Source organism: Streptococcus sp. 27098_8_66, assembly GCF_041431945.1.
Taxonomy (GTDB): domain Bacteria; phylum Bacillota; class Bacilli; order Lactobacillales; family Streptococcaceae; genus Streptococcus; species Streptococcus dentalis.
Genome location: NZ_JAPVYS010000004.1, coordinates 104,752 through 124,324 on the forward strand (window position 1 = coordinate 104,752; position 19,573 = coordinate 124,324).

Here is a 19,573-nt window from a genome sequence, read left to right on the forward strand (position 1 = left end):
AATGATCGGTTTAGGGACCTTCTATAATGCCTTAGGGGTCGTATTTGGTGGGCTTTTAGGATTGCTCATCGGTCAACGTTTGTCAGAAGATTTTCATGAGACCCTTCTGAAAGTGACGGGTGTTGCTGTTTTTGTCTTGGGCATTGCAGGGACCTTGGAAAAGATGCTGGTGGTGCATGGAAGTCATGTGGAAAGTCACGGCAGTATGATGTTGATTCTGAGTCTAGTGATCGGGACCGTTATCGGGGAACTCTTGAAGATTGAGGAAGGCTTTGAGCGTCTGGGAACCTGGCTGAAGGAAAAGACGGGCAACCAAGGCGATACTAGTTTTGTTGATGCCTTTATGACCACGGCCTTGACCATTTGTATTGGGGCTATGGCAGTGGTCGGAGCTGTCCAGGATGGCCTGACAGGCGACACCTCGACCTTGTTGGCCAAGGCTATTCTCGATATGGTTATCGTTTTGGTCTTGACCGTTTCAAAAGGAAAGGGCGCGATCTTTGCGGTGGTTCCACTCGTGATCCTTCAAGGTTTGATCACGCTGTTGGCCCATTTGATCGCACCGATCATGACTCCGCAAGCCCTTTCGAATCTGTCCCTAGTTGGCTCTAGCCTCATTCTCTGTGTAGGGATCAATCTCATCTGGGGCAAACGAATCAAGGTCGCCAATCTCCTTCCAGCAGTGCTGATTGCCATTATTTGGGCCTTTGTTGGCTAAAAAAGAGAAGCTAACCAGGAGCTTCAGATTTAAGACAAAGTCATATCAAAAACTTTCCTTAGGTGAGTACGGACGTCAGCGAACTTCGTAGAAGTTCCATGACTAATTATTGAGCCTAAGGTCTCAATAATTCCGAGTGCCTGAAACGTATTGTTTCAGGCACTTTTCTCACAGCGGAAAGTTTTTGTATTTTCTTGATTCATTCTAAAAATAGGAACTCATTTTTACTTACTTTTAGAATCGATTAACATATTTTACTTTAAAATAGTTTGTCTCATTCTAAAGTTAACCGGTAAAGACTGGTTAGCTTTTTTGCTTGCCCTTGTAGTCTTGTTAGAAAAATGAAGGTGATCCGGAAAAGAGGGACATTTTCTTTTTGCAAATACGGGAATTCATTTATGGAAAACCTGATTTTTGGTATGATAATCGTAATTTCGAATAGGAAGGTTGGAGTCGCCATGAGTGATTTGAATCAGACAGTTGAATTTATTAAAGAAATCGAGAAATTAAAGTCAGTAACAAGGTTTAATAGAACCCTTGATGGACGGTTTGAAAATAGTGCCGAGCATTCTTGGCAGGGTGCGATCGCTGCGATGGTTCTGCAAGATTATTATCCTGAAAAATTGAATATGGAAAAGGTTATGTTTCTGTTATTGATTCATGATTTAGGTGAGATTAATGCTGGAGATACTTGGGTGTTTGACGATGAAAAAAAGGTTCATGCTCATGATAGAGAGTTCGCATCTATAGAAAAAACAATGAGCCTCCTTCCAGAAGCAACATATGTGAATATGAAAAATTCGTGGTTGGAGTTTGAAAAAGGGCAGAGTCCTGAGGCAAGATATGCAAGAGTGATTGACGCATTGGTACCACTGATCAATCACTTGGAAGTATCAGAAGTCAATTATAATCCTGATCATATCCGTTCAGAGATGGTATTAGAAAAGAAAAAGTTCATAAAAAGTGAATCGGAAGAATTATGGAAACTGACAGAAGAGTTAATTCAGGAAAGTGTAGAAAAGGGCTTGTATTTATAAGATCCTTTGGCCATCAGTAGGAACCTTCAGCCCAAGAGGAAGCCACCTGTTTTCACGGGTGGTTTTGACTTGCTTGATCTGTGGTATAATGGAAACAGATAATTTGCACCCTTTGAAAGGGAAAAGGTTAGATTGTATGATTAAGTTGATTGCAACAGATATGGATGGGACCTTATTAGATGAGCGAGGAGAGGTGGATCTTCCGCGCCTGGAAAGGCTTTTGGACCACTTGGATCAAAAAGGGATTCGCTTTGTCATTGCGACGGGAAATGAAATCCATCGCATGCGCCAGCTCTTGGGTCCTTTGGTCAAGCGGGTGACCCTGGTCGTCGCCAACGGAGCTCGGATTTTTGAGAATGACCAGATGGTTCTAGGAAAATTCTGGGATCGGGAATTGGTGGAGGCGGTTCTTGCTTATTTTAAGGGCCGGGAAATTTCAGATCAGTTGGTTGTATCAGCTGTCAATGGTGGCTTTGTCAAGGAAGGCACGGTCTTTACAGAAGTTGAAAAATTCATGCAGCCGGAAGTGATTGAAGCCTTGTACAAGCGAATGAAGTTTGTTCCGGAATTGACAGCCGATTTGTTTGACCAGGTGCTTAAAATGAGCTTGGTGGTTGGCTTGGATCGTCTTGATCAAGTGAGTCAGGAAGTCCAACAGGCTTTTGGAGATCAGCTGATGGCGGTTTCGAGCGGTTTCGGGAGCATGGATCTCTTACAAGCAGGCATTCACAAGGCTTGGGGACTGGCTCAATTAATGGAGAAATGGCAGCTTGATGCTAGTCAGGTCATGGCCTTTGGGGATAGTGGAAACGACATCGAAATGCTTGAAATGGCTGGTCACTCCTATGCGGTGGCCAATGCAGAAAGAGCTGTCAAGGCTGTTGCCAAACACCTAGCACCGAGCCATCAAGAAGGCGGTGTCTACCAGGTGATCGAAGAGTACCTAGGACTGACCCCCTGGGAACAAGTGAAAGGACAGAAGTAGATGGCGGTACAACTGTTAGAAGACTGGCTCTTAAAGGAGCAGGAGAAAATTATAACAACCTATCAGGAGCTCAATCAAGCCCCTCTGAAAGAGCCTGGTTTGATCTTTATCGGAGACTCCATTGTGGAATATTTCCCCATTCATGAACTATTACAAAGTCCCAAACACATGGTCAATCGAGGAGTACGAGGCTATAAGACGGATCTTCTTCGTAAACATCTAGACGCCCATGTCTTTGGAACGGCGGTGGATCAGATCTTTCTCTTGATCGGGACCAATGATATCGGAAAAGAAATTCCTCAAAAGGAAACCCTAGACAATGTAGAAGCGGTCTTACAAGCAATTATGCGGGACTTTCCGCTGACCCACATCAACCTGATCTCGGTTCTACCGGTGAGTCAAGAAGAGCGCTACAAACAAAAGGTCTATGTGCGGACCAATGAAAAAATTAAAGCCCTCAATCAAGCTTATCGCGAATTGGCCCAGGCCTACCACCAGGTCAGCTATGTCGATGTGTATTCGTCTTTATTGGATGAAGTGGAGCAGTTGGCAGAAGCCTATACGACAGATGGCCTTCATTTAAGTGTGGCCGGTTATCGCATTCTAGCTCAAGCTCTGCAGGAGATATTATAGAGACAAAAATAGGAGCGAAAAAAGCCCAACCAGACAAATCTTCAAAGGAAGATTTGTTTTTTTTAAAACTTTTGGTTGACAAATGTAAATCTTAGGTGTAAAATAGCATCATAAGATTTACAAATGTAGATTTAGAAAGGAGAAGCCATGCAAATTTCCAATGCGGAATGGCGCATCATGAAGATTATCTGGATGGAAGGCAAGCAGACCAGCACGGATTTGATCGCCGTCTTGTCCGAGCGCTTTGACTGGTCGAAGTCGACCATCAAGACCCTCTTGACGCGCTTGGTGGAGAAAGGCTGTCTGACCAGAGAAAAATCTGGCAAAGCCTTTGTCTACTCGGCTTTGTTGAAGCAGGACCAAAGTTTAGACTTGGTGGTTGAGGATGTGAAAGACAAGGTTTGCTCAAAAAGAATTGTCCAGGTGCTTGAAAACTTGATTCAGGAGAGTGACTTTACGCTTGCAGATCTTAATCAGCTGCAGCAGGTCCTGGAAGAAAAGAAAGCAGAGGCTGTCGAAACAGTCCCTTGCAATTGTATGTAATAGAAAGAAGGAAATTCCATGTTTGGATTGTTAATTAGTATTGTTTGTTTACTTGTGGTTGCTTTTATTGCTTGGTGGTTCTTTGCAGAGCATGAAAAGGTAAGCGGCCACGCTCGTCAGAAATCAGGTTATCAAGAAATTGAAGTCGAAGTTATGGGGGGCTATTCGCCTGAAACCATTGTCCTGAAAAAGAATGTTCCAGCCCGGATCATCTTTAATCGCAAGGATCCATCTTCATGTCTGGCTCAAGTGATCTTTCCAGATTTTGGCGTTCATGAAGATTTGCCTTTAGGTGAAAAACATGTCATTGAAATTACGCCAGAAAAAGCGGGCGAATATGGGTATTCATGTGGAATGAACATGATGCATGGTCACATGATTGTGGAATAAAGGAGTAGGTATGGTAGAAAAACAAAAAGCAGTTGTGGAAAACGGAGTGCAAAAGATCCGTATTACAGCAGAAAAAGGCTATAGTCCAAAGGAATTTCAACTTCAAAAAGGGATCCCTGCTGAAATCACCTTCCATCGGGTCAATCCTTCCGGCTGTTACAAGGAAATTTTGTTTGAAGATCAGGGGATTTTAGAGCCTTTGGAAGTCGGTGTGGATAAGGTCATATCTTTTACCCCGACAGAAACAGGGGACTTCGAGTTTTCATGTGGAATGAAGATGCAAAAGGGTTCCTACACGGTTGTGGAAAAACGCCGTCGTGTCTTAGGTTTACTGGGTCGCTTTTGGATTACTAGTATCTTTACCCTTCTCTTATTGATCTTGATGATCGGGATGATGGCAGGATTTGTATCCCATCCAGTCAGTCGCTGGGGGACTTTTCTAGCGACAACGCCGATTATGCTAGTGGCAGGAGTTCCTTTTATCAAGAGTGCCTGGGCCTCATTTAAGAAGCACCATTCCAATATGGATACCTTGGTAGCTCTTGGAACCCTGGTAGCCTATGTCTATAGTGTATTTGCCCTTTTTACTGGTCAGCCAGTATACTTTGAGGCTGCGGGTTTTATCATCTTCTTTATCCTCTTAGGGCAAATCTTTGAGGAACGGATGCGTAACAATGCCTCCGAGGCTGTGGAAAAGTTGTTGGATTTGCAGGCAAAAACGGCTCAAGTTCTCCGTGATGGGAACTATGTCGAGGTGGCGGCAGAAGATATCCAAATTGATGACTTGATTCGGGTCCGTCCTGGGGAAAAGATCGCGGTTGATGGGACGATTGTAGAAGGAAGTACGACCATTGATGAGTCGATGGTGACAGGTGAAAGCTTGCCTGTGGAAAAATCAGTTGGTGATGCAGTCATTGGCTCCACTATCAACAGCAATGGGACCATTCTCTTTAAGGCTGAAAAAGTCGGTAGTGAGACCCTCTTATCTCAAATTGTGGACTTTGTCAAAATGGCCCAATCCAGTCGTGCTCCTATTCAAGATTTGACGGATAAGATTTCAGGTATCTTTGTTCCAGTGGTGACGATTTTGGCCATTGCGACTTTCTGGGTTTGGTCCGTGCTTCTGGGCGCGTCGCTTCAAGAGGCCATGCTCTATGCAGTCTCTGTCCTCATTATTGCCTGTCCTTGTGCCCTTGGTTTAGCAACCCCAACAGCCCTGATGGTCGGAACCGGCCGTAGTGCCAAGATGGGGGTTCTGATTAAAAATGGAACAGTTCTTCAAGAAGTGCAAAAGATTCAAACCGTTGTATTTGATAAGACAGGGACTATTACCATTGGCCAACCACTTGTAACCGATGTTGTAGGAGATGAAGCGCGTGTCTTGACACTGGCTGCTAGTCTTGAAACTTTTTCAGAACATCCCCTTGCGCAAGCGGTCTTATCACGAGCAGAAGAAAAAGGTTTGGTGCTATCCCCTGTGGAAAACTTCCAAGCGATCGAAGGAAAAGGGGTCCAAGGTCAGATCGACCAGCAGTTGGTGACCTTGGGAAATGGCAAACTTCATGACGGGACAGCGATGGATCCGGAGCTTGAAAAACGGATGGTAGAGTTGCAAGAGCAGGCCAAAACAGTGATCAGTTTGTCTGTGGATGGGCAAGTGATTGGCTTGATTGCCATTCAAGATGCTCCGAAGGCCAGCTCAAAAGAAGCGATCAAAAAGCTCAAAGAACGGAGCTTGAAAACGGTCATGTTAACAGGGGATAATGAACGGGTGGCCCAAGCTATTGCTAAGCAAGTGGGCATTGATACCGTGATCGCTGATGTGCTCCCTCAAGAAAAAGCCAGCGCCATCCAAAAACTGCAAGAAAGCAGTAAGGTAGCCTTTGTGGGAGATGGGATCAATGATGCTCCAGCTCTTTCGATCGCCGATGTCGGAATTGCTATGGGATCTGGAACGGATATTGCGATCGAGTCCGGTGGCATCGTGCTCACGCAAAATGATTTGCTTGGAGTTGTGCGCGCCTTTGACATGAGTCAAAAGACCTTCCGTCGGATCTTACTCAATCTCTTCTGGGCCTCTATCTACAATATCCTTGGGATTCCAATTGCTGCTGGAGTCTTTGTAGGACTGGGATTGACCCTCAATCCAGAACTAGCAGGTCTTGCTATGGCCCTTAGTTCTGTGTCTGTTTTGACTAGCTCGCTGCTTCTCAATGTCGCGAAGATTGATTAATGAAAATAAGAAGTGGTACAGAATTCTGTATCACTCTTTTTCTCTTTTTCTCTTTTTCCTAGAACGACAAGGAAAAGGGATGGGTATAAAACTATAGTAAAATACCCTATTGTAGGATAGTTTGTGAAAATTTCTCAAAAAGAGGATCTGTTATGGAATAGGGATTGAGCATCTCTGAGCAGATCCTTATACATGTGAATCTCTTTGTGATAAATTAATACTGTAATCGTTTTGTAAATCGTTTTCATGAGAAAAGTCAGAAAAAACTCATTTTCAAGGCGAGATGATCGCAAAGATGAAGTAGAAGCGCTATGCTGCATTTTAAGGGATCAAAATAGAATTAAAGGAGAGTTAGAATGACTCAAGGAAAAATTACTGCATCTGCAGCAATGCTTAATGTATTGAAAACATGGGGCGTAGATACGATCTACGGTATCCCATCTGGAACACTTAGCTCACTGATGGACGCTTTGGCTGAAGACAAAGATATCCGTTTCTTGCAAGTTCGTCACGAAGAAACTGGTGCTCTTGCAGCGGTTATGCAAGCTAAATTTGGTGGCTCTATCGGGGTTGCAGTTGGTTCAGGTGGACCTGGTGCGACTCACTTGATCAATGGTGTTTACGATGCAGCTATGGATAACACTCCATTCCTTGCTATCCTTGGATCACGTCCAGTTAACGAATTGAACTTGGATGCCTTCCAAGAATTGAACCAAAACCCAATGTACAACGGTATCGCTGTTTACAACAAACGTGTAGCTTACGCAGAACAATTACCAAAAGTAATCGACGAAGCTTGCCGTGCTGCAGTTTCTAAAAAAGGTCCAGCAGTTGTTGAAATTCCAGTAAACTTTGGTTTCCAAGAAATCGACGAAAACTCATACTACGGTTCAGGTTCATACGAGCGCTCATTCATCGCTCCTGCTTTGAACGAAGTTGAAATTGACAAAGCTGTTGAAATCTTGAACAATGCGGAACGCCCAGTTATCTACGCAGGTTACGGTGGTGTTAAAGCTGGTGAAGTGATCACTGAATTGTCACGTAAGATTAAAGCACCAATCATTACAACTGGTAAAAACTTCGAGGCCTTCGAATGGAACTACGAAGGGTTGACAGGTTCTGCTTACCGTGTTGGTTGGAAACCAGCCAACGAAGTTGTCTTCGAAGCAGACACAGTTCTTTTCCTTGGTTCAAACTTCCCATTTGCTGAAGTTTACGAAGCCTTCAAAAATACTGAAAAATTCATCCAAGTGGATATCGACCCTTACAAACTTGGTAAACGTCATGCTCTTGACGCTTCAATCCTTGGGGATGCAGGTCAAGCAGCGAAAGCAATCCTTGACAAAGTGAATCCAGTTGAATCTACTCCATGGTGGCGTGCAAACGTTAAGAATAACCAAAACTGGCGTGATTACATGAACAAACTCGAAGGTAAAACTGAGGGTGAATTGCAATTGTATCAAGTTTACAATGCAATCAACAAACATGCTGATCAAGACGCTATCTACTCAATCGACGTAGGTGACACTACTCAAACATCTACTCGTCACCTTCACATGACACCTAAGAACATGTGGCGTACATCTCCACTCTTTGCGACAATGGGGATTGCCCTTCCTGGTGGTATCGCTGCTAAGAAAGACAATCCAGATCGCCAAGTATGGAACATCATGGGTGATGGAGCCTTCAACATGTGCTACCCAGACGTTATCACAAACGTTCAATACGACCTTCCAGTTATCAACGTTGTCTTCTCAAATGGTAAATATGCCTTCATCAAGGACAAATACGAAGACACAAACAAACACTTGTTTGGTTGTGACTTCCCTAATGCTGACTATGCGAAAATCGCTGAAGCTCAAGGTGCTGTAGGATTTACAGTTGACCGTATCGAAGACATCGATGCAGTCGTTGCAGAAGCTGTTAAATTGAACAAAGAAGGTAAAACTGTTGTGATCGATGCTCGCATCACTCAACACCGTCCACTTCCAGTAGAAGTTCTTGAGTTGGATCCAAAACAACACTCAGAAGAAGCCATCAAAGCCTTCAAGGAAAAATACGAAGCAGAAGAACTCGTACCATTCCGCCTCTTCTTGGAAGAAGAAGGATTGCAATCACGCGCAATTAAATAATTCCTCTCGCCGAAAATCAAAAGTAAACTGCGTTATCTTCACCTTGCCGTACTCCAGTACTGTCTGTGGTTCGATGCCTTGTTTATTCTTTGATTTTCTTAGAGCAGAACTTAAAAAGATCGGAGCAATCCGGTCTTTTTATGGAGGATAGATAAGAAATGAATTTAAATCAATTAGATATTATCGTTTCAGATGTTACCCAAGTTTGTGCTAGCTTGGAGTGTATTTTGGATAAAAAAGCCAATTATGTTGACGACAGTTTTGCTCAGTTCACGATTGGCAGTCACTGTCTCATGTTGTCTCAAAATCATTTGGTTCCTTTGGAAAATTTCCAGTCAGGAATCATTCTTCACGTTGAAGTTGAGGATGTAGAGCAGAACTACCAACGATTGAAAGAGCTTGGTATCCAGGTTTTGAACGGTCCAGTTGTAACCGATTGGGGAACCGAAAGCCTGTTAGTTGAAGGCCCTTCCGGATTAGTGCTTGATTTTTATCATATGAAGTAGGTAATTCTATTATCAAAAAATTTAAACGTTCTTGGAGTGGAACATAAACAGATCGGAGCAATCCGGTCTGTTTTATTAAAGACAAAGTCTTCTTTGAAACTTTCCTTATGTGAGTACGGACGTCAGCGAACTTCGAAGAAGTTCCATGACTAAATCAAGATGCAAAGGGCGTCTGCGGATAAAGTCAAAATAGGAAGTTTGACGCAGAATCTTTCGATTCTAGGAGAACTTATCTTTTTGACACAATCCGCAGCGCGTGTTCAATTAGTTTTGAGCCCCTTCGCTTTTCAATTTCTGGGCTCAGGCTAAAACAGTTCCCCGAACTGTTTTACTCTCAAAACTACCGAGTGCTAGAAACAATCGTGTTTCTAGCACTTTTCTCACGGCGGAAAGTTTCAGTTTATTCTTTACGATTTAAAAATAGAAATCATTCTTATTTTTTCAGAAAAGCCGATATTAAATTAGGTGAAAAACAATTTGTATACATTCTGAAAGATCGGAGTCATCCGGTCTTTTTGTGTTGCACGTGAACAGAAATAACCTTAGAATAGGTTTAGTTTTTCATAGGATCTTGTAAGATTTTTTGGAAAGAGAAGGGTATAATAGAACTATCAAATCAAGTGAGGTAGAGAGATGACCGACAAACTTCAATTTCCAGATGGTTTCCTCTGGGGTGGGGCAACGGCTGCTAACCAGTGTGAGGGAGCTTATAATGAAGATGGCCGTGGCTTGGCTAATGTGGATGTGGTGCCGATTGGACCTGATCGTCACGCCATTATTACAGGTCAGAGAAAAATGTTCGACTTTGAAGAGGGCTATTTTTACCCTGCTAAAGATGGCATTGATATGTACCATCGCTACAAGGAAGACATTGCGCTCTTTGGGGAAATGGGCTTTAAAACTTATCGCTTGTCCATTGCCTGGTCTCGGATTTTCCCGAAAGGGGATGAACTAGAGCCGAATGAAGCAGGTCTCCAGTTCTATGAAGACCTCTTTAAGGAGTGCCACAAGTATGGCATTGAACCCTTAGTGACCATTACCCACTTTGACTGTCCCATGCATTTGATTACCGAGTATGGAGGTTGGCGTAGTCGCAAGATGTTGGAATGTTATGAACGTCTCTGCCGGACCCTCTTCACTCGCTACAAGGACTTGGTCAAATTCTGGCTGACCTTTAACGAGATCAATATGATCCTCCATGCGCCTTTTATGGGAGCAGGTCTCTGCTTTGAAGAAGGGGAGAATGAGGAGCAAGTCAAATACCAGGCGGCTCACCATGAGTTGGTCGCTTCAGCCATTGCCACCAAGCTAGCCCATGAGATTGATCCTAACAATAAGGTCGGCTGTATGCTGGCAGCTGGGCAAAACTATCCGCATACCTGTGCTCCACGAGATGTCTGGGCTGGTCTAGAAGAAGATCGCAAGAACTATTTCTTCATCGATGTGCAGGCGCGTGGGGAATACCCTAACTATGCCAAGAAAGAGTGGGAGCGTCAGGGAATTACGGTCGAGATGACGGAGCAGGACCTGCAATTGTTGAAAGACCATACGGTGGACTTTATTTCCTTCTCCTACTATGCCAGTCGGGTCGCTTCAGGGGATCCAGCTGAAAGGGAGAAAACAGCGGGCAATATCTTTGCCTCTCTGAAGAATCCCTACCTAGAAAGCTCAGAATGGGGTTGGCAGATTGACCCTCTTGGTCTCCGCATTACGCTGAACACCATCTGGGATCGTTATCAAAAACCTCTCTTTATCGTAGAAAATGGACTAGGTGCCGTTGATACCCCAAATGAAGCCGGGGAGATTGAGGATGACTACCGGATTGATTACCTGGCTGCCCACATCAAGGCCATGCGGGAGGCCATCCATGAAGATGGTGTTGTCCTCTGGGGATATACAACTTGGGGTTGTATTGACCTGGTCTCTGCCGGGACAGGAGAAATGAAGAAGCGCTACGGCTTTATCTATGTCGATCGGGACAATGAAGGAAAAGGAACTTTAGCCCGCTCACGTAAGAAATCCTTCTATTGGTACAAAGAAGTCATTGCGACCAATGGAGCTTCTGTTGAATAAAAGTTTTCGGTCCTTGCTGGCCGACTCTCCCCTATAAACTAAAAAGCTTAGAATCCCAACCACAAGCTGGGGTCCTAAGCTTTTTGTATGTAGTTAAACCAAGTCATTATGGATTTACTGGTCGTAGTCTAAGACATTGTTCTCGATGACAAACTTAGATTCAGCGGAAATGTTGGCTGCTCCTAGTTGCAACTGTGAACTTCCGTCTGGCTTCATGATGTGCCACTGACCGTCCTTGTGGGCAAAGATAGCTTGAAATGTGACGTTATCACTCTTGTCTCGAATAGGTAGAACAAATGCTTGATCAGTATTCTCTAAGAGAATCTCTTCTTTTTTTTCAAAGTTATAGATATAAAATTGCCCAGTTCTTTGTCCCAAACCATGGAGTTCATCGACTTTTTGCCAATTCTCAAACTTATTCCGAACAAGGGATTCATTAAAAATCTTGTTGAAGGTTTCGTTGCGTTTCTTCGTTTCTTCCTCGTCTAGTGTTTTCTGAAACTCTGCAACCTTTTTAGTCGTTTGGATGGTTTGTTTGTTTTGCTCCCTGATTTGGTGGCGGTGGATGACTCGCAACATTCTTGCAGCAACGCCCAGGATGACAAGGATGGATACAAGACTGATTTTAGTTTTAGCATTATTTTTCATAGATGAGTCTCCCTATTGTGTCATTGGTCCTATTATACCCTTTGAAAGAAAGGATTGTCAACTTCATCTTGTGATGCTCTAACATGCAGATCTACCCGAGTACAATAGAATTTTATCAGATTTTCATTGACGAAGGTCCCTTTATTTGATAGGCTAGGGGAATAGAACTGATTTCGCAAGAAAAGGAAAAAGGAGCGAGGCAAGTGGCACGGATTTTATTAATCGAGGATAATAATGATATCCAAGAAATTTTATACAGTCTCTTAAGTGAAGATCATGAGGTCCTTCAGGCTTTTTCAGGTACAGAAGGGCTGCGGCTCTTCCAGCAAGAAGCCATTGATTTGGTCCTTCTGGATATCATGCTTCCAGGGAAGAATGGGGACCAGGTCCTTGAGGAGATCCGTATGCAGAGTCAGGTGCCAGTCATCATGATGACGGCTCTTGGAGACAAACACCTCATTAGCCAGTACCTCCTTGCAGGTGCCAATGATTATATTGTCAAGCCCTTTAATCTGGACGAAGTGGCAGCTCGGGTGACGGTGCAGTTGAGAAATCAAACGACGGTAGCACAGGAAGCTCAAGCGTCGCAAAAGCTCTCCTTTAAGAATTTGGTCTTAAATCCGGAAACCTTTGAACTGGAATCTGGCGAACAGACGCTTCGCTTGGGCAAAAAAGAATTTCAAATTTTTGAGACCTTGCTGGCGCATCCAAAGAAGATTTTTACCAAGGAAGAATTGTATGAGGCGGTCTGGGAAGAAGTCTATCTGCCTGGTGACAATACCCTCAATGCCCAACTGAGCAATCTCCGAAAGAAAATTGCCCAGCTTGATCCAGATGAGGACTATATTGAAACGGTCTGGGGCTTGGGTGTTCGCTTGAAAGGAGACAAGTAATGTGGGTTTTAGTTCTAATTCTTGTCGTCCTTGTCCTTTTCTTGGGTTTGGGCTATGCTCGCTTGCTTTCTGCCTTAAAGGATTTGCAGGAGCAGATTCAAAATAAACTTCAAAGCGGAAGTGGGGTACGGCTGACCTCTCAGCTCTCAAAAAAAGAATTGGTCGCCTTGACCAAGCAGGTCAGTGATCTCTTTGATCAGATCGAGCGGACCAATCGGATTGCCTTTCAAGAGAAAAAGACCTTGGATATGGCCATCAGTAATATTGCTCACGATATCCGGACACCTTTGACCATTGCTTCGGGCTATACCCAACAAATCATCAAAGGAGGGACGCAGGAAGAGGAAAAATTGAAGAAAATTGCTTCCAATCTTCAAGTCGTCTCAAAACGCCTAGAGTCTCTCTTGGAATACAGACGCTTGATGGAGGGAGCTATTCAACCTCGGATTTCAGACGTTAATCTCAGCCAAGTGCTGACCCAGCAGTTGTTCCAGTATTATGATAGCTTGTCTGAGGCGGGGATCGCACTAGAGGTAGAGCTAGAAGAGCATCTCCATTATGCTACGGATCCCGAGCTCTGGGAGCGCCTCTTGCAAAATATGCTCAGCAATGTCCTCAAGCATGGAAAGGAGCAGGCACGTTTAACCTTGACCTCGGACGCGGACACAATTCGGGTCGAGCTGCGCAATATCGTGCAACAACCGATTCAACACTTAGACCAACTGGCTAGTCGCTTCTACTCTGAGAATTTATCGGACACAGAAGAGTCATCTGGCTTGGGCCTTTACATCATTCAAAATTTTGTAGAGATCTTAGGGGGCGACTTGCAACTGGCAACGGAGGCAGACTGGTTTATTTTGACCATTACACTAAGAAAAAAGTCTTGAGCATTGCTCAAGCCTTTTTGTTATAAATCTTTGTGTTTAAAAGTAGCCAGTCCCAGGAAGCCAAAAACAAGGATGAATCCAAGGGCGATCGAGAGGGTGTTGGTTGTTGCTGTGGTGCTCTGAACTAAGGAATATTGGAATTCCAAGTTTAGATAGTGGAGAATGTCAATATCTTTAAAGAAAAGCGCAGGGAGACTTAAAAGGATATTTCCAATAAAGTAGCCAACGAAGGCCAAGGTGATGGATTGGCTAGCATAAAGAAGGAAGGAAATGATGCTGACCCAAGCCAAGGTGGAAAGGAATTGAATCAGCACGGTCAGTCCAAAATGAGCAAGGAAGTGCTCTGGCATGGTGCCAAGTCCATTGTAGAGGGTCGCGATCAAGAAGACGAGACCATAAGAAACAAGAAATTGAAAGAGAGCAATGGTCAGGACAACAGCGCTTTTGGCAAAGTAGTAACTGGTGCGCGAAACGCCATAGGCCAGACTATTCTTGTATAAGTTTTGTGTTAAGTCTGTTCCCAGGACCAAGGTGATGACAATAATGGTAAAGAGGATGGTCACACTGATGCTGGAAGAGTAGTTGGTCAAGGCTTTAAAGCCTGTCCAAACTTCGGTCGCTTGGGGTAATTTGGATTCCGTATTGACGCCGACGTGGCCAGTAGCTCCAAAGATGACTCCAGACAGGATGTTGAAAACGAGAATGGCTTCTGTAATCCAGAAACCTTTGGAGCGAAAAAGTCTGTAAAAATCAGCTTGAATAGTATGTAACATGATAAATCTCCTAAATGAAATATGTGGGATAAGTAATACAAGACGGTGGTTTGGTAGCTTCTAGTCTACCAAGTCCGTAAAGTATTTTTCCAGATCTTGGCGGGCATAGTAGATTTCATCCACGTCAATATCCGCTTGAACAAGGGCTTTGACAATGACTTTAATATCGTGAGTCTGTCCGAAGATATGGATTTCTCCATCCTTATCGATGACCTTGATACGGTGATGGAGTTGATCCTGGATCAGTTGACTCGCAAGGGCTAGCTGGCTGGTCTTGAGGATGATGTAGTCTTCTCCTTGTTCTTCAAATTCAGCCTTGCTAATTTCTTTGATCAGGCGTCCTTGGTCGACAATGCCAAAACGATTGGCAACCAGATAAAGCTCGGAAAGGATATGACTGGAAATGAGGATGGTCATACCGAGTTCATCGTTGAGGCGCTTGATCATCTGACGGAATTCCTTGATTCCGACGGGATCGAGACCATTGATGGGTTCGTCCAAAATGAGGAAGTCGGGCTTGGCAATGAGCGCAATCGCAATTCCCAACCGTTGTTTCATTCCGAGAGAAAAATCACGAAATTTCTTCTTGCCCGTATTATTCAGGCCAACATAGTTCAGGGTTTCTTTGATGACCTGGTCGGGGTTGGGGATATGGCGAGCCTTGCAATAGTAGACCAGGTTTTGATAGGCGGTCATATGCTTGTGAGCTACAGGACTCTCAATGACGGATCCGACTCGTTTCAGGGCTTGTGTCCACTGGGAACGATTTGTAGAAGAAAAGAGAGAGACGCTTCCGTCAGTTTCTTGAATTAGCTGGGTGATGACCTTGATGAGGGTGGTTTTCCCTGCGCCATTTTTACCGATCAGGCCATAGACGTCGCCTTTGCGAATGGTGAGATTCACATCATTTAAGGCATATTGATGACCAAATTTTTTACTCAAATAGGAAATTTCTAATACTTTTTCCATGGTTTTCTCCTTCGTCCAAATGACTATTTGTTTTCTTTACACTCTTAGTATACAGCTTGCTTTTCAAATAACTATCAAGCAATTCTCAAATATTTCTAAAAAATTGCGGTAAAGACTTCTTATAAAGTAAAAATGTTGAATAGGTGACTCTACAAAGAAATAAAAAGAATTTCTAATGTTGAAATTCAATCCAAAATATATTAAAACTTTCCGCTGTGAGAAAATTGCTAGAAACGATCATGTTTCTAGCACTCGGGAGTTTTGGAACCTTAGGTCCAAAACTAAGTCAAGGAACTTCTTTGAAGTTCGCTGACGTCCGTACTCACCTAAGGAAAGTTTTAAAAATGACTTTATATATATTAAGAGCAACTGTTCTAAAAGCTAGCCTCTTCATTTTAAAACCCAGCGACAAACTCCTTGATGGCTTGCGCGAGTTCATAGGGTTTCTCGGTATTGAGTAGATGGCCTCCGTCTGCGATTTCTTGATAGCGGCCTTTTGGCAGGAGCTTGGCCAATTTTTTAGAAGAAGATTGATTGGCCCAATCTTTGCTGCCACAAATAACCAAGCTAGGGAGAGGGCAAGCTTTAACGGTATCGGTTAAATTGAGCCCTTTTAATTCGGTCAAGATTTGAAGCATCTGTTGTTTATTGGCATCTTGTTTTTCAAAGACATGCTTAGGAAGCAGACGAAAAAGGAGAATCTGGAGCCGATAGAGGGGATTGGTGTTGAGTTTGTATTGAGTTCCCGCAAGGACCAAGCCCTTGAGTTGCGGGAAGTCTTGTCTGGAGAGATCAAGAGCGAGCACGCCACCTAGTGAGAGTCCTACCAGAATAAAGGGTTCGCTTTCTTGCTGGAGGCGCTCCATCAACCTTTCTTTGACTTCCTGATAGCTTTCTTTTGGATGGGAGAAAATATCAAAAGTTTTGGAATGCAAGGGTGAAAGAGCAAATTGGACTCCTTGCCAAGAGAGGACATCTTGCCCTAGTCCATGTAAAAAAATCAGTTTCATCAGGAATCCTTTCTTTGAAAATCGAGTTCGTAGAGACCACGAAGCGCATTGCAGGCATAAATACGATCAGCGTCTGTTAAATCGTTCAGAGTTAAGAGTTTTTCTTCCACCTGCTGGGTCTCAAGAAGATGGCGCCGATAAATGCCATCGAGTAAGGGGAGGTGAGCTGGTGGGGTATAGAGTTGTCCCTCTATCTCCAGCACCAGATTGCCAATCGTCGTCTCCAGTAAGGTTCCATCTGGCAGATGGAAAATTTGCTCGTGATCTGACTGGTTGAGATGGTCTCTCTGGCTCGTTTTAAAATAAGTAAATGGCGTCGCTAAATCAAGCTTCTGTTCTGTTAGTTGGGCCTGTAGATAGCTAGCTGGCAAGTCTGTCAGCTCTGTGATCACTAGGTGGAAGGCCCCGTTTTTCTGTAAGACGATCCGACAACGATAGTCAAGATTGAGATCCAAATGAGCAAGCTCTTCTTGAAGTTCTTTCAGGAGTTTTGCTTCGTCATAAGGATAGGCAAAGTAGCGACTAGCCTCTCTCAAACGGGTTAGGTGTTGCTCCAGGAAAGTCAACTCTCCTTGGTGGATGCGGCCAGTCGTCAGGAGCTCAAATCGAGGCTCTTGCCGGTAAAGGACAGCTGATTTTTGCTTGGTTTCCTGGTATTCACTTTCCCATTTACTGTCCCAAGTGATGCCTCCTCCCACGCCATAGATGGCTTGATCTCCCTGCATTTGAAGAGTCCGGATGGCTACATTAAAAATCCGTTTTCCTTTTGGAAGAAGGATGCCGATCGTTCCACAGTAGACACCTCGAGGAGCCTTCTCCGTCTTTTGAATGATTTCCATAGTGGAGATCTTCGGTGCTCCTGTAATCGAGCCACAAGGAAAGAGAGCTCGGAAGGTTTGGACCAGGTCGACCTCAGCTTGTAAGCGACTTTCAATAGTCGAGGTCATCTGCCAAACAGTGGAGTATTGCTCGACTTGGCAAAGACGGGTCACCTGCTCACTTCCAATCTCCGAAATCCGGTTCATGTCATTGCGGAGGAGGTCGACGATCATCATGTTTTCTGCTCGATTTTTCGGATCGGCTTCTAGCCAAGCAGCCTCCTGAAGATCCTTTTGGTTAGTGAGACCACGGCGCGTCGTTCCCTTCATAGGGCGCGTGGTCAGTAGTCGGTCGTCTTGCTCAAAAAAGAGCTCAGGACTGATAGAGAGGATGGAGACATCATCGTGCTGGATGAAGGCATTGTAATGGGCCTTTTGCTCTACCACCAAGCGATTATAGATGGCCAAAGGATCAGACTTTAGCTCTTGAGAAAGCTGGACAGTGTAGTTGACCTGGTAGGTATCTCCTTGGCGGATATGGTGATGGATGGTCTTGATGGCTTCTTGATAAGCAGGCGCCTCTACCTCTTCCTTCCAATTGGCTGGAAGATCCACAGCTTCATAGTCCTCTGGAAAAGGAAGGGTTTCGACCTCCTCGTGGATCGTAAAATAGATGAGATACTCTCCCATAAGAGGGGCTGGATGGACAGCAAACTTTTTCTCAAAAGCAGGAGCAGCCTCATAGCTGACATAGCCAACAGCATAAAAGCCTTGCTTCTGGTAGGCTTCGACTTCTCTAAGAAGAGCCTCTACCTGGTCGAGGTTTCTAGTTTTTAATTCCTTTATGGGCTTGGTGAAAAGGTGGCGCAAACCAAGCTCTTTAAAATCAATGATGGTTTGTTTATGCATGCTTTGAGTATATCAAAAATAGAGGAAAAAAGGTAGATAAGGATGTAAGATTCCTTGCTTGGCCTTTCCTTTCATGCTAAAATAACCATAGAAACTGCTTTGGGCAAGGAGTAGGACCATGCAAAAGAATCCCCTCTATAACACCTCTAGTATCAGCTTTTTTCAATACCTCTTTGCGATTGCAGTGATTTTGGTGCATAGTGGTCGCTTGACCTCCTATGAGCCACTGCATTTTGGTCTTAAGAGTATGCTCGGCCGGCTAGCGGTGCCATTTTTTATCGTCTGTGCCAGCTTTTTCCTCAAGCAATCCCTAGGGAATTCTCAGAAAATGAAGGCCTATCTGGTCAAAATCGTAAAAACCTATTTGTTTTGGAGTTTTGTTTACCTTCCTTATGCCTGGCTCTTTTTCTCTAGTCTCCATCTTCCTATCTATCTTTTTCCAGCAGGTTTTCTCATCGCACTGATCTATCTGGGAATGTGCTACCAACTCTGGTATATCCCGTCCTTTTTGCTGGGTTTGTTTTTGGTCAATCAATTGGTCAAACACCTAGGTATGGTTTGGACGGGGTTGATCACCTTTCTTCTTTACTGCTGGGGCTTGATCGAGACCTATTCGGCTTATCTGGACACCACAAGTCTTCTCAAAGGTTACCAGCTCTACAGCAATTTATTTTTTACAGCGCGAAATGGTCTCTTTTACACGCCCATTTTTATCTATATGGGTTACTATCTGTATGATCATTTTCATGCACAAACTTTTAGAATTCACCGTTGGCAAAAGCTAGCTCTTGCCTTTGGATTGCTCTGTCTAGAAGGGATCATCATTTTTCAACACCAAGGAATTGATAAGAACTTTTTCTTTCTTCTTCCTTTTGTGACCGTTTATTTTGTCAATGCCTGCCTGCGATCGTCCTTTTTGAAAAGCTATGATTTACAGTATTTAAAGCAACTGAGTATAGCTCTTTACTTTTCGCATCCGATCTTTATCGAGTGGGCTCGCTATGGCTTTAGCAGCCTCCCTCTCTCTTATCCAGACAGGGGCAAGCTGATTTTTGTGACTGCCTTGTTTGGCAGCCACCTCTTTGGACTAGCCATGCTGTGGGTACGAGAGAGAAGGGAAAAACAAAAGATTCCTTCAAATGGTGAAGAGTTAGATAAAATAACCAACCAATAGTAGGGTGTACAAAACTCAAGCAGATGTGTTTGAGTTTTTTTGTATGAAGAAAATCAAGGAAGAATAAGAATTGGCAGACTGCTCCTCCTTGTTTATAAATGTTTTATTTTCTTGCCCTTGGATAGAAGAAAGGGGAAATCAGTACCAGATAGTGATTTATAATATACACATCATTGCAAATAATGTCTATATTATTGAATAGTGATGATTTAATTTGAAAAGCAAAGGATATTTTAAAAAAT

At 43.8% G+C, this 19,573-nt stretch carries 18 protein-coding genes; 13 read left to right on the top strand and 5 right to left on the bottom strand.

Annotated features, from left to right (window positions below; all coding sequences use genetic code 11):
• The first annotated feature begins 1 nt into the window (after position 1).
• From O3642_RS04780 to O3642_RS04825, 10 genes are all read left to right on the top strand, one after another.
• Complete coding sequence (locus O3642_RS04780) at positions 2-718, top strand: DUF554 domain-containing protein (protein WP_070675372.1); 717 nt, start codon at positions 2-4, stop codon at positions 716-718.
• Between the two features lie 458 nt (positions 719-1,176).
• Positions 1,177-1,755, top strand: coding sequence for an HD family hydrolase (locus O3642_RS04785; protein ID WP_371605557.1), 579 nt, complete (start codon positions 1,177-1,179; stop codon positions 1,753-1,755).
• Positions 1,756-1,891: 136 nt separating this feature from the next.
• The gene (locus O3642_RS04790) at positions 1,892-2,740 is read left to right on the top strand and encodes an HAD family hydrolase (RefSeq protein WP_371605514.1); all 849 of its coding nucleotides are present in this window, start codon (positions 1,892-1,894) and stop codon (positions 2,738-2,740) included.
• A complete protein-coding gene (locus O3642_RS04795) occupies positions 2,741-3,373 on the top strand; it encodes an SGNH/GDSL hydrolase family protein (protein WP_371605515.1) in 633 nt (210 codons plus the stop codon).
• Positions 3,374-3,520: 147 nt separating this feature from the next.
• Positions 3,521-3,916, top strand: coding sequence for a CopY/TcrY family copper transport repressor (locus O3642_RS04800; RefSeq protein WP_003005519.1), 396 nt, complete (start codon positions 3,521-3,523; stop codon positions 3,914-3,916).
• Positions 3,917-3,934: 18 nt separating this feature from the next.
• Positions 3,935-4,306: a cupredoxin domain-containing protein gene (locus tag O3642_RS04805; RefSeq protein WP_002901455.1), complete on the top strand. Its 372-nt coding sequence runs from the start codon at positions 3,935-3,937 to the stop codon at positions 4,304-4,306.
• A gap of 10 nt (positions 4,307-4,316) precedes the next feature.
• Positions 4,317-6,539: a heavy metal translocating P-type ATPase gene (locus O3642_RS04810; RefSeq protein ID WP_371605516.1), complete on the top strand. Its 2,223-nt coding sequence runs from the start codon at positions 4,317-4,319 to the stop codon at positions 6,537-6,539.
• A 356-nt stretch (positions 6,540-6,895) separates the two neighbouring features.
• Positions 6,896-8,671 carry a pyruvate oxidase gene (gene spxB / locus O3642_RS04815; RefSeq protein ID WP_183136317.1) on the top strand — a complete coding sequence of 592 codons (1,776 nt, stop codon included), beginning with the start codon at positions 6,896-6,898 and terminating at the stop codon, positions 8,669-8,671.
• A gap of 158 nt (positions 8,672-8,829) precedes the next feature.
• Positions 8,830-9,177 (top strand): VOC family protein, encoded by a 348-nt coding sequence (locus O3642_RS04820; RefSeq protein WP_371605517.1) that lies wholly within the window; start codon positions 8,830-8,832, stop codon positions 9,175-9,177.
• A 633-nt stretch (positions 9,178-9,810) separates the two neighbouring features.
• Entirely contained in the window at positions 9,811-11,250 is a 1,440-nt protein-coding gene (locus O3642_RS04825; RefSeq protein WP_371605518.1) for a 6-phospho-beta-glucosidase, read from the top strand.
• A 114-nt stretch (positions 11,251-11,364) separates the two neighbouring features.
• On the opposite strand, the gene O3642_RS04830 is transcribed toward O3642_RS04825, so the two are convergent.
• Positions 11,365-11,898: a hypothetical protein gene (locus O3642_RS04830; RefSeq protein ID WP_371605519.1), complete on the bottom strand. Its 534-nt coding sequence runs from the start codon at positions 11,896-11,898 to the stop codon at positions 11,365-11,367.
• A gap of 203 nt (positions 11,899-12,101) precedes the next feature.
• On the opposite strand from O3642_RS04830, the gene O3642_RS04835 reads away from it, so the two are divergent.
• Together O3642_RS04835 and O3642_RS04840 are read left to right on the top strand one after the other, a co-directional pair.
• Positions 12,102-12,791, top strand: coding sequence for a response regulator transcription factor (locus O3642_RS04835; RefSeq protein ID WP_371605520.1), 690 nt, complete (start codon positions 12,102-12,104; stop codon positions 12,789-12,791).
• Positions 12,791-13,678 (top strand): sensor histidine kinase, encoded by an 888-nt coding sequence (locus O3642_RS04840; protein WP_371605521.1) that lies wholly within the window; start codon positions 12,791-12,793, stop codon positions 13,676-13,678. The genes O3642_RS04835 and O3642_RS04840 overlap by 1 nt, the downstream gene beginning before the upstream one ends.
• 20 nt (positions 13,679-13,698) lie before the next feature.
• Here O3642_RS04840 and O3642_RS04845 read toward each other — a convergent pair whose 3' ends face one another.
• The 4 genes from O3642_RS04845 to pabB all read right to left on the bottom strand — a co-directional run bounded on the left by O3642_RS04845 (position 13,699) and on the right by pabB (position 18,157).
• A complete protein-coding gene (locus O3642_RS04845) occupies positions 13,699-14,451 on the bottom strand; it encodes an ABC transporter permease (RefSeq protein ID WP_371605522.1) in 753 nt (250 codons plus the stop codon).
• A gap of 60 nt (positions 14,452-14,511) precedes the next feature.
• Positions 14,512-15,420, bottom strand: coding sequence for an ABC transporter ATP-binding protein (locus O3642_RS04850; protein WP_371605523.1), 909 nt, complete (start codon positions 15,418-15,420; stop codon positions 14,512-14,514).
• A gap of 395 nt (positions 15,421-15,815) precedes the next feature.
• Positions 15,816-16,430 carry an alpha/beta fold hydrolase gene (locus tag O3642_RS04855; RefSeq protein WP_371605524.1) on the bottom strand — a complete coding sequence of 205 codons (615 nt, stop codon included), beginning with the start codon at positions 16,428-16,430 and terminating at the stop codon, positions 15,816-15,818.
• Positions 16,430-18,157 (bottom strand): aminodeoxychorismate synthase component I, encoded by a 1,728-nt coding sequence (gene pabB, locus O3642_RS04860; RefSeq protein ID WP_371605525.1) that lies wholly within the window; start codon positions 18,155-18,157, stop codon positions 16,430-16,432. The genes O3642_RS04855 and pabB overlap by 1 nt, the downstream gene beginning before the upstream one ends.
• A gap of 118 nt (positions 18,158-18,275) precedes the next feature.
• Between pabB and O3642_RS04865 the strand changes: the two genes are divergently transcribed.
• On the top strand, positions 18,276-19,331 hold the full coding sequence (locus O3642_RS04865) for an acyltransferase family protein (protein ID WP_371605526.1): 1,056 nt from the start codon (positions 18,276-18,278) through the stop codon (positions 19,329-19,331).
• Positions 19,332-19,573: the final 242 nt, after the last annotated feature.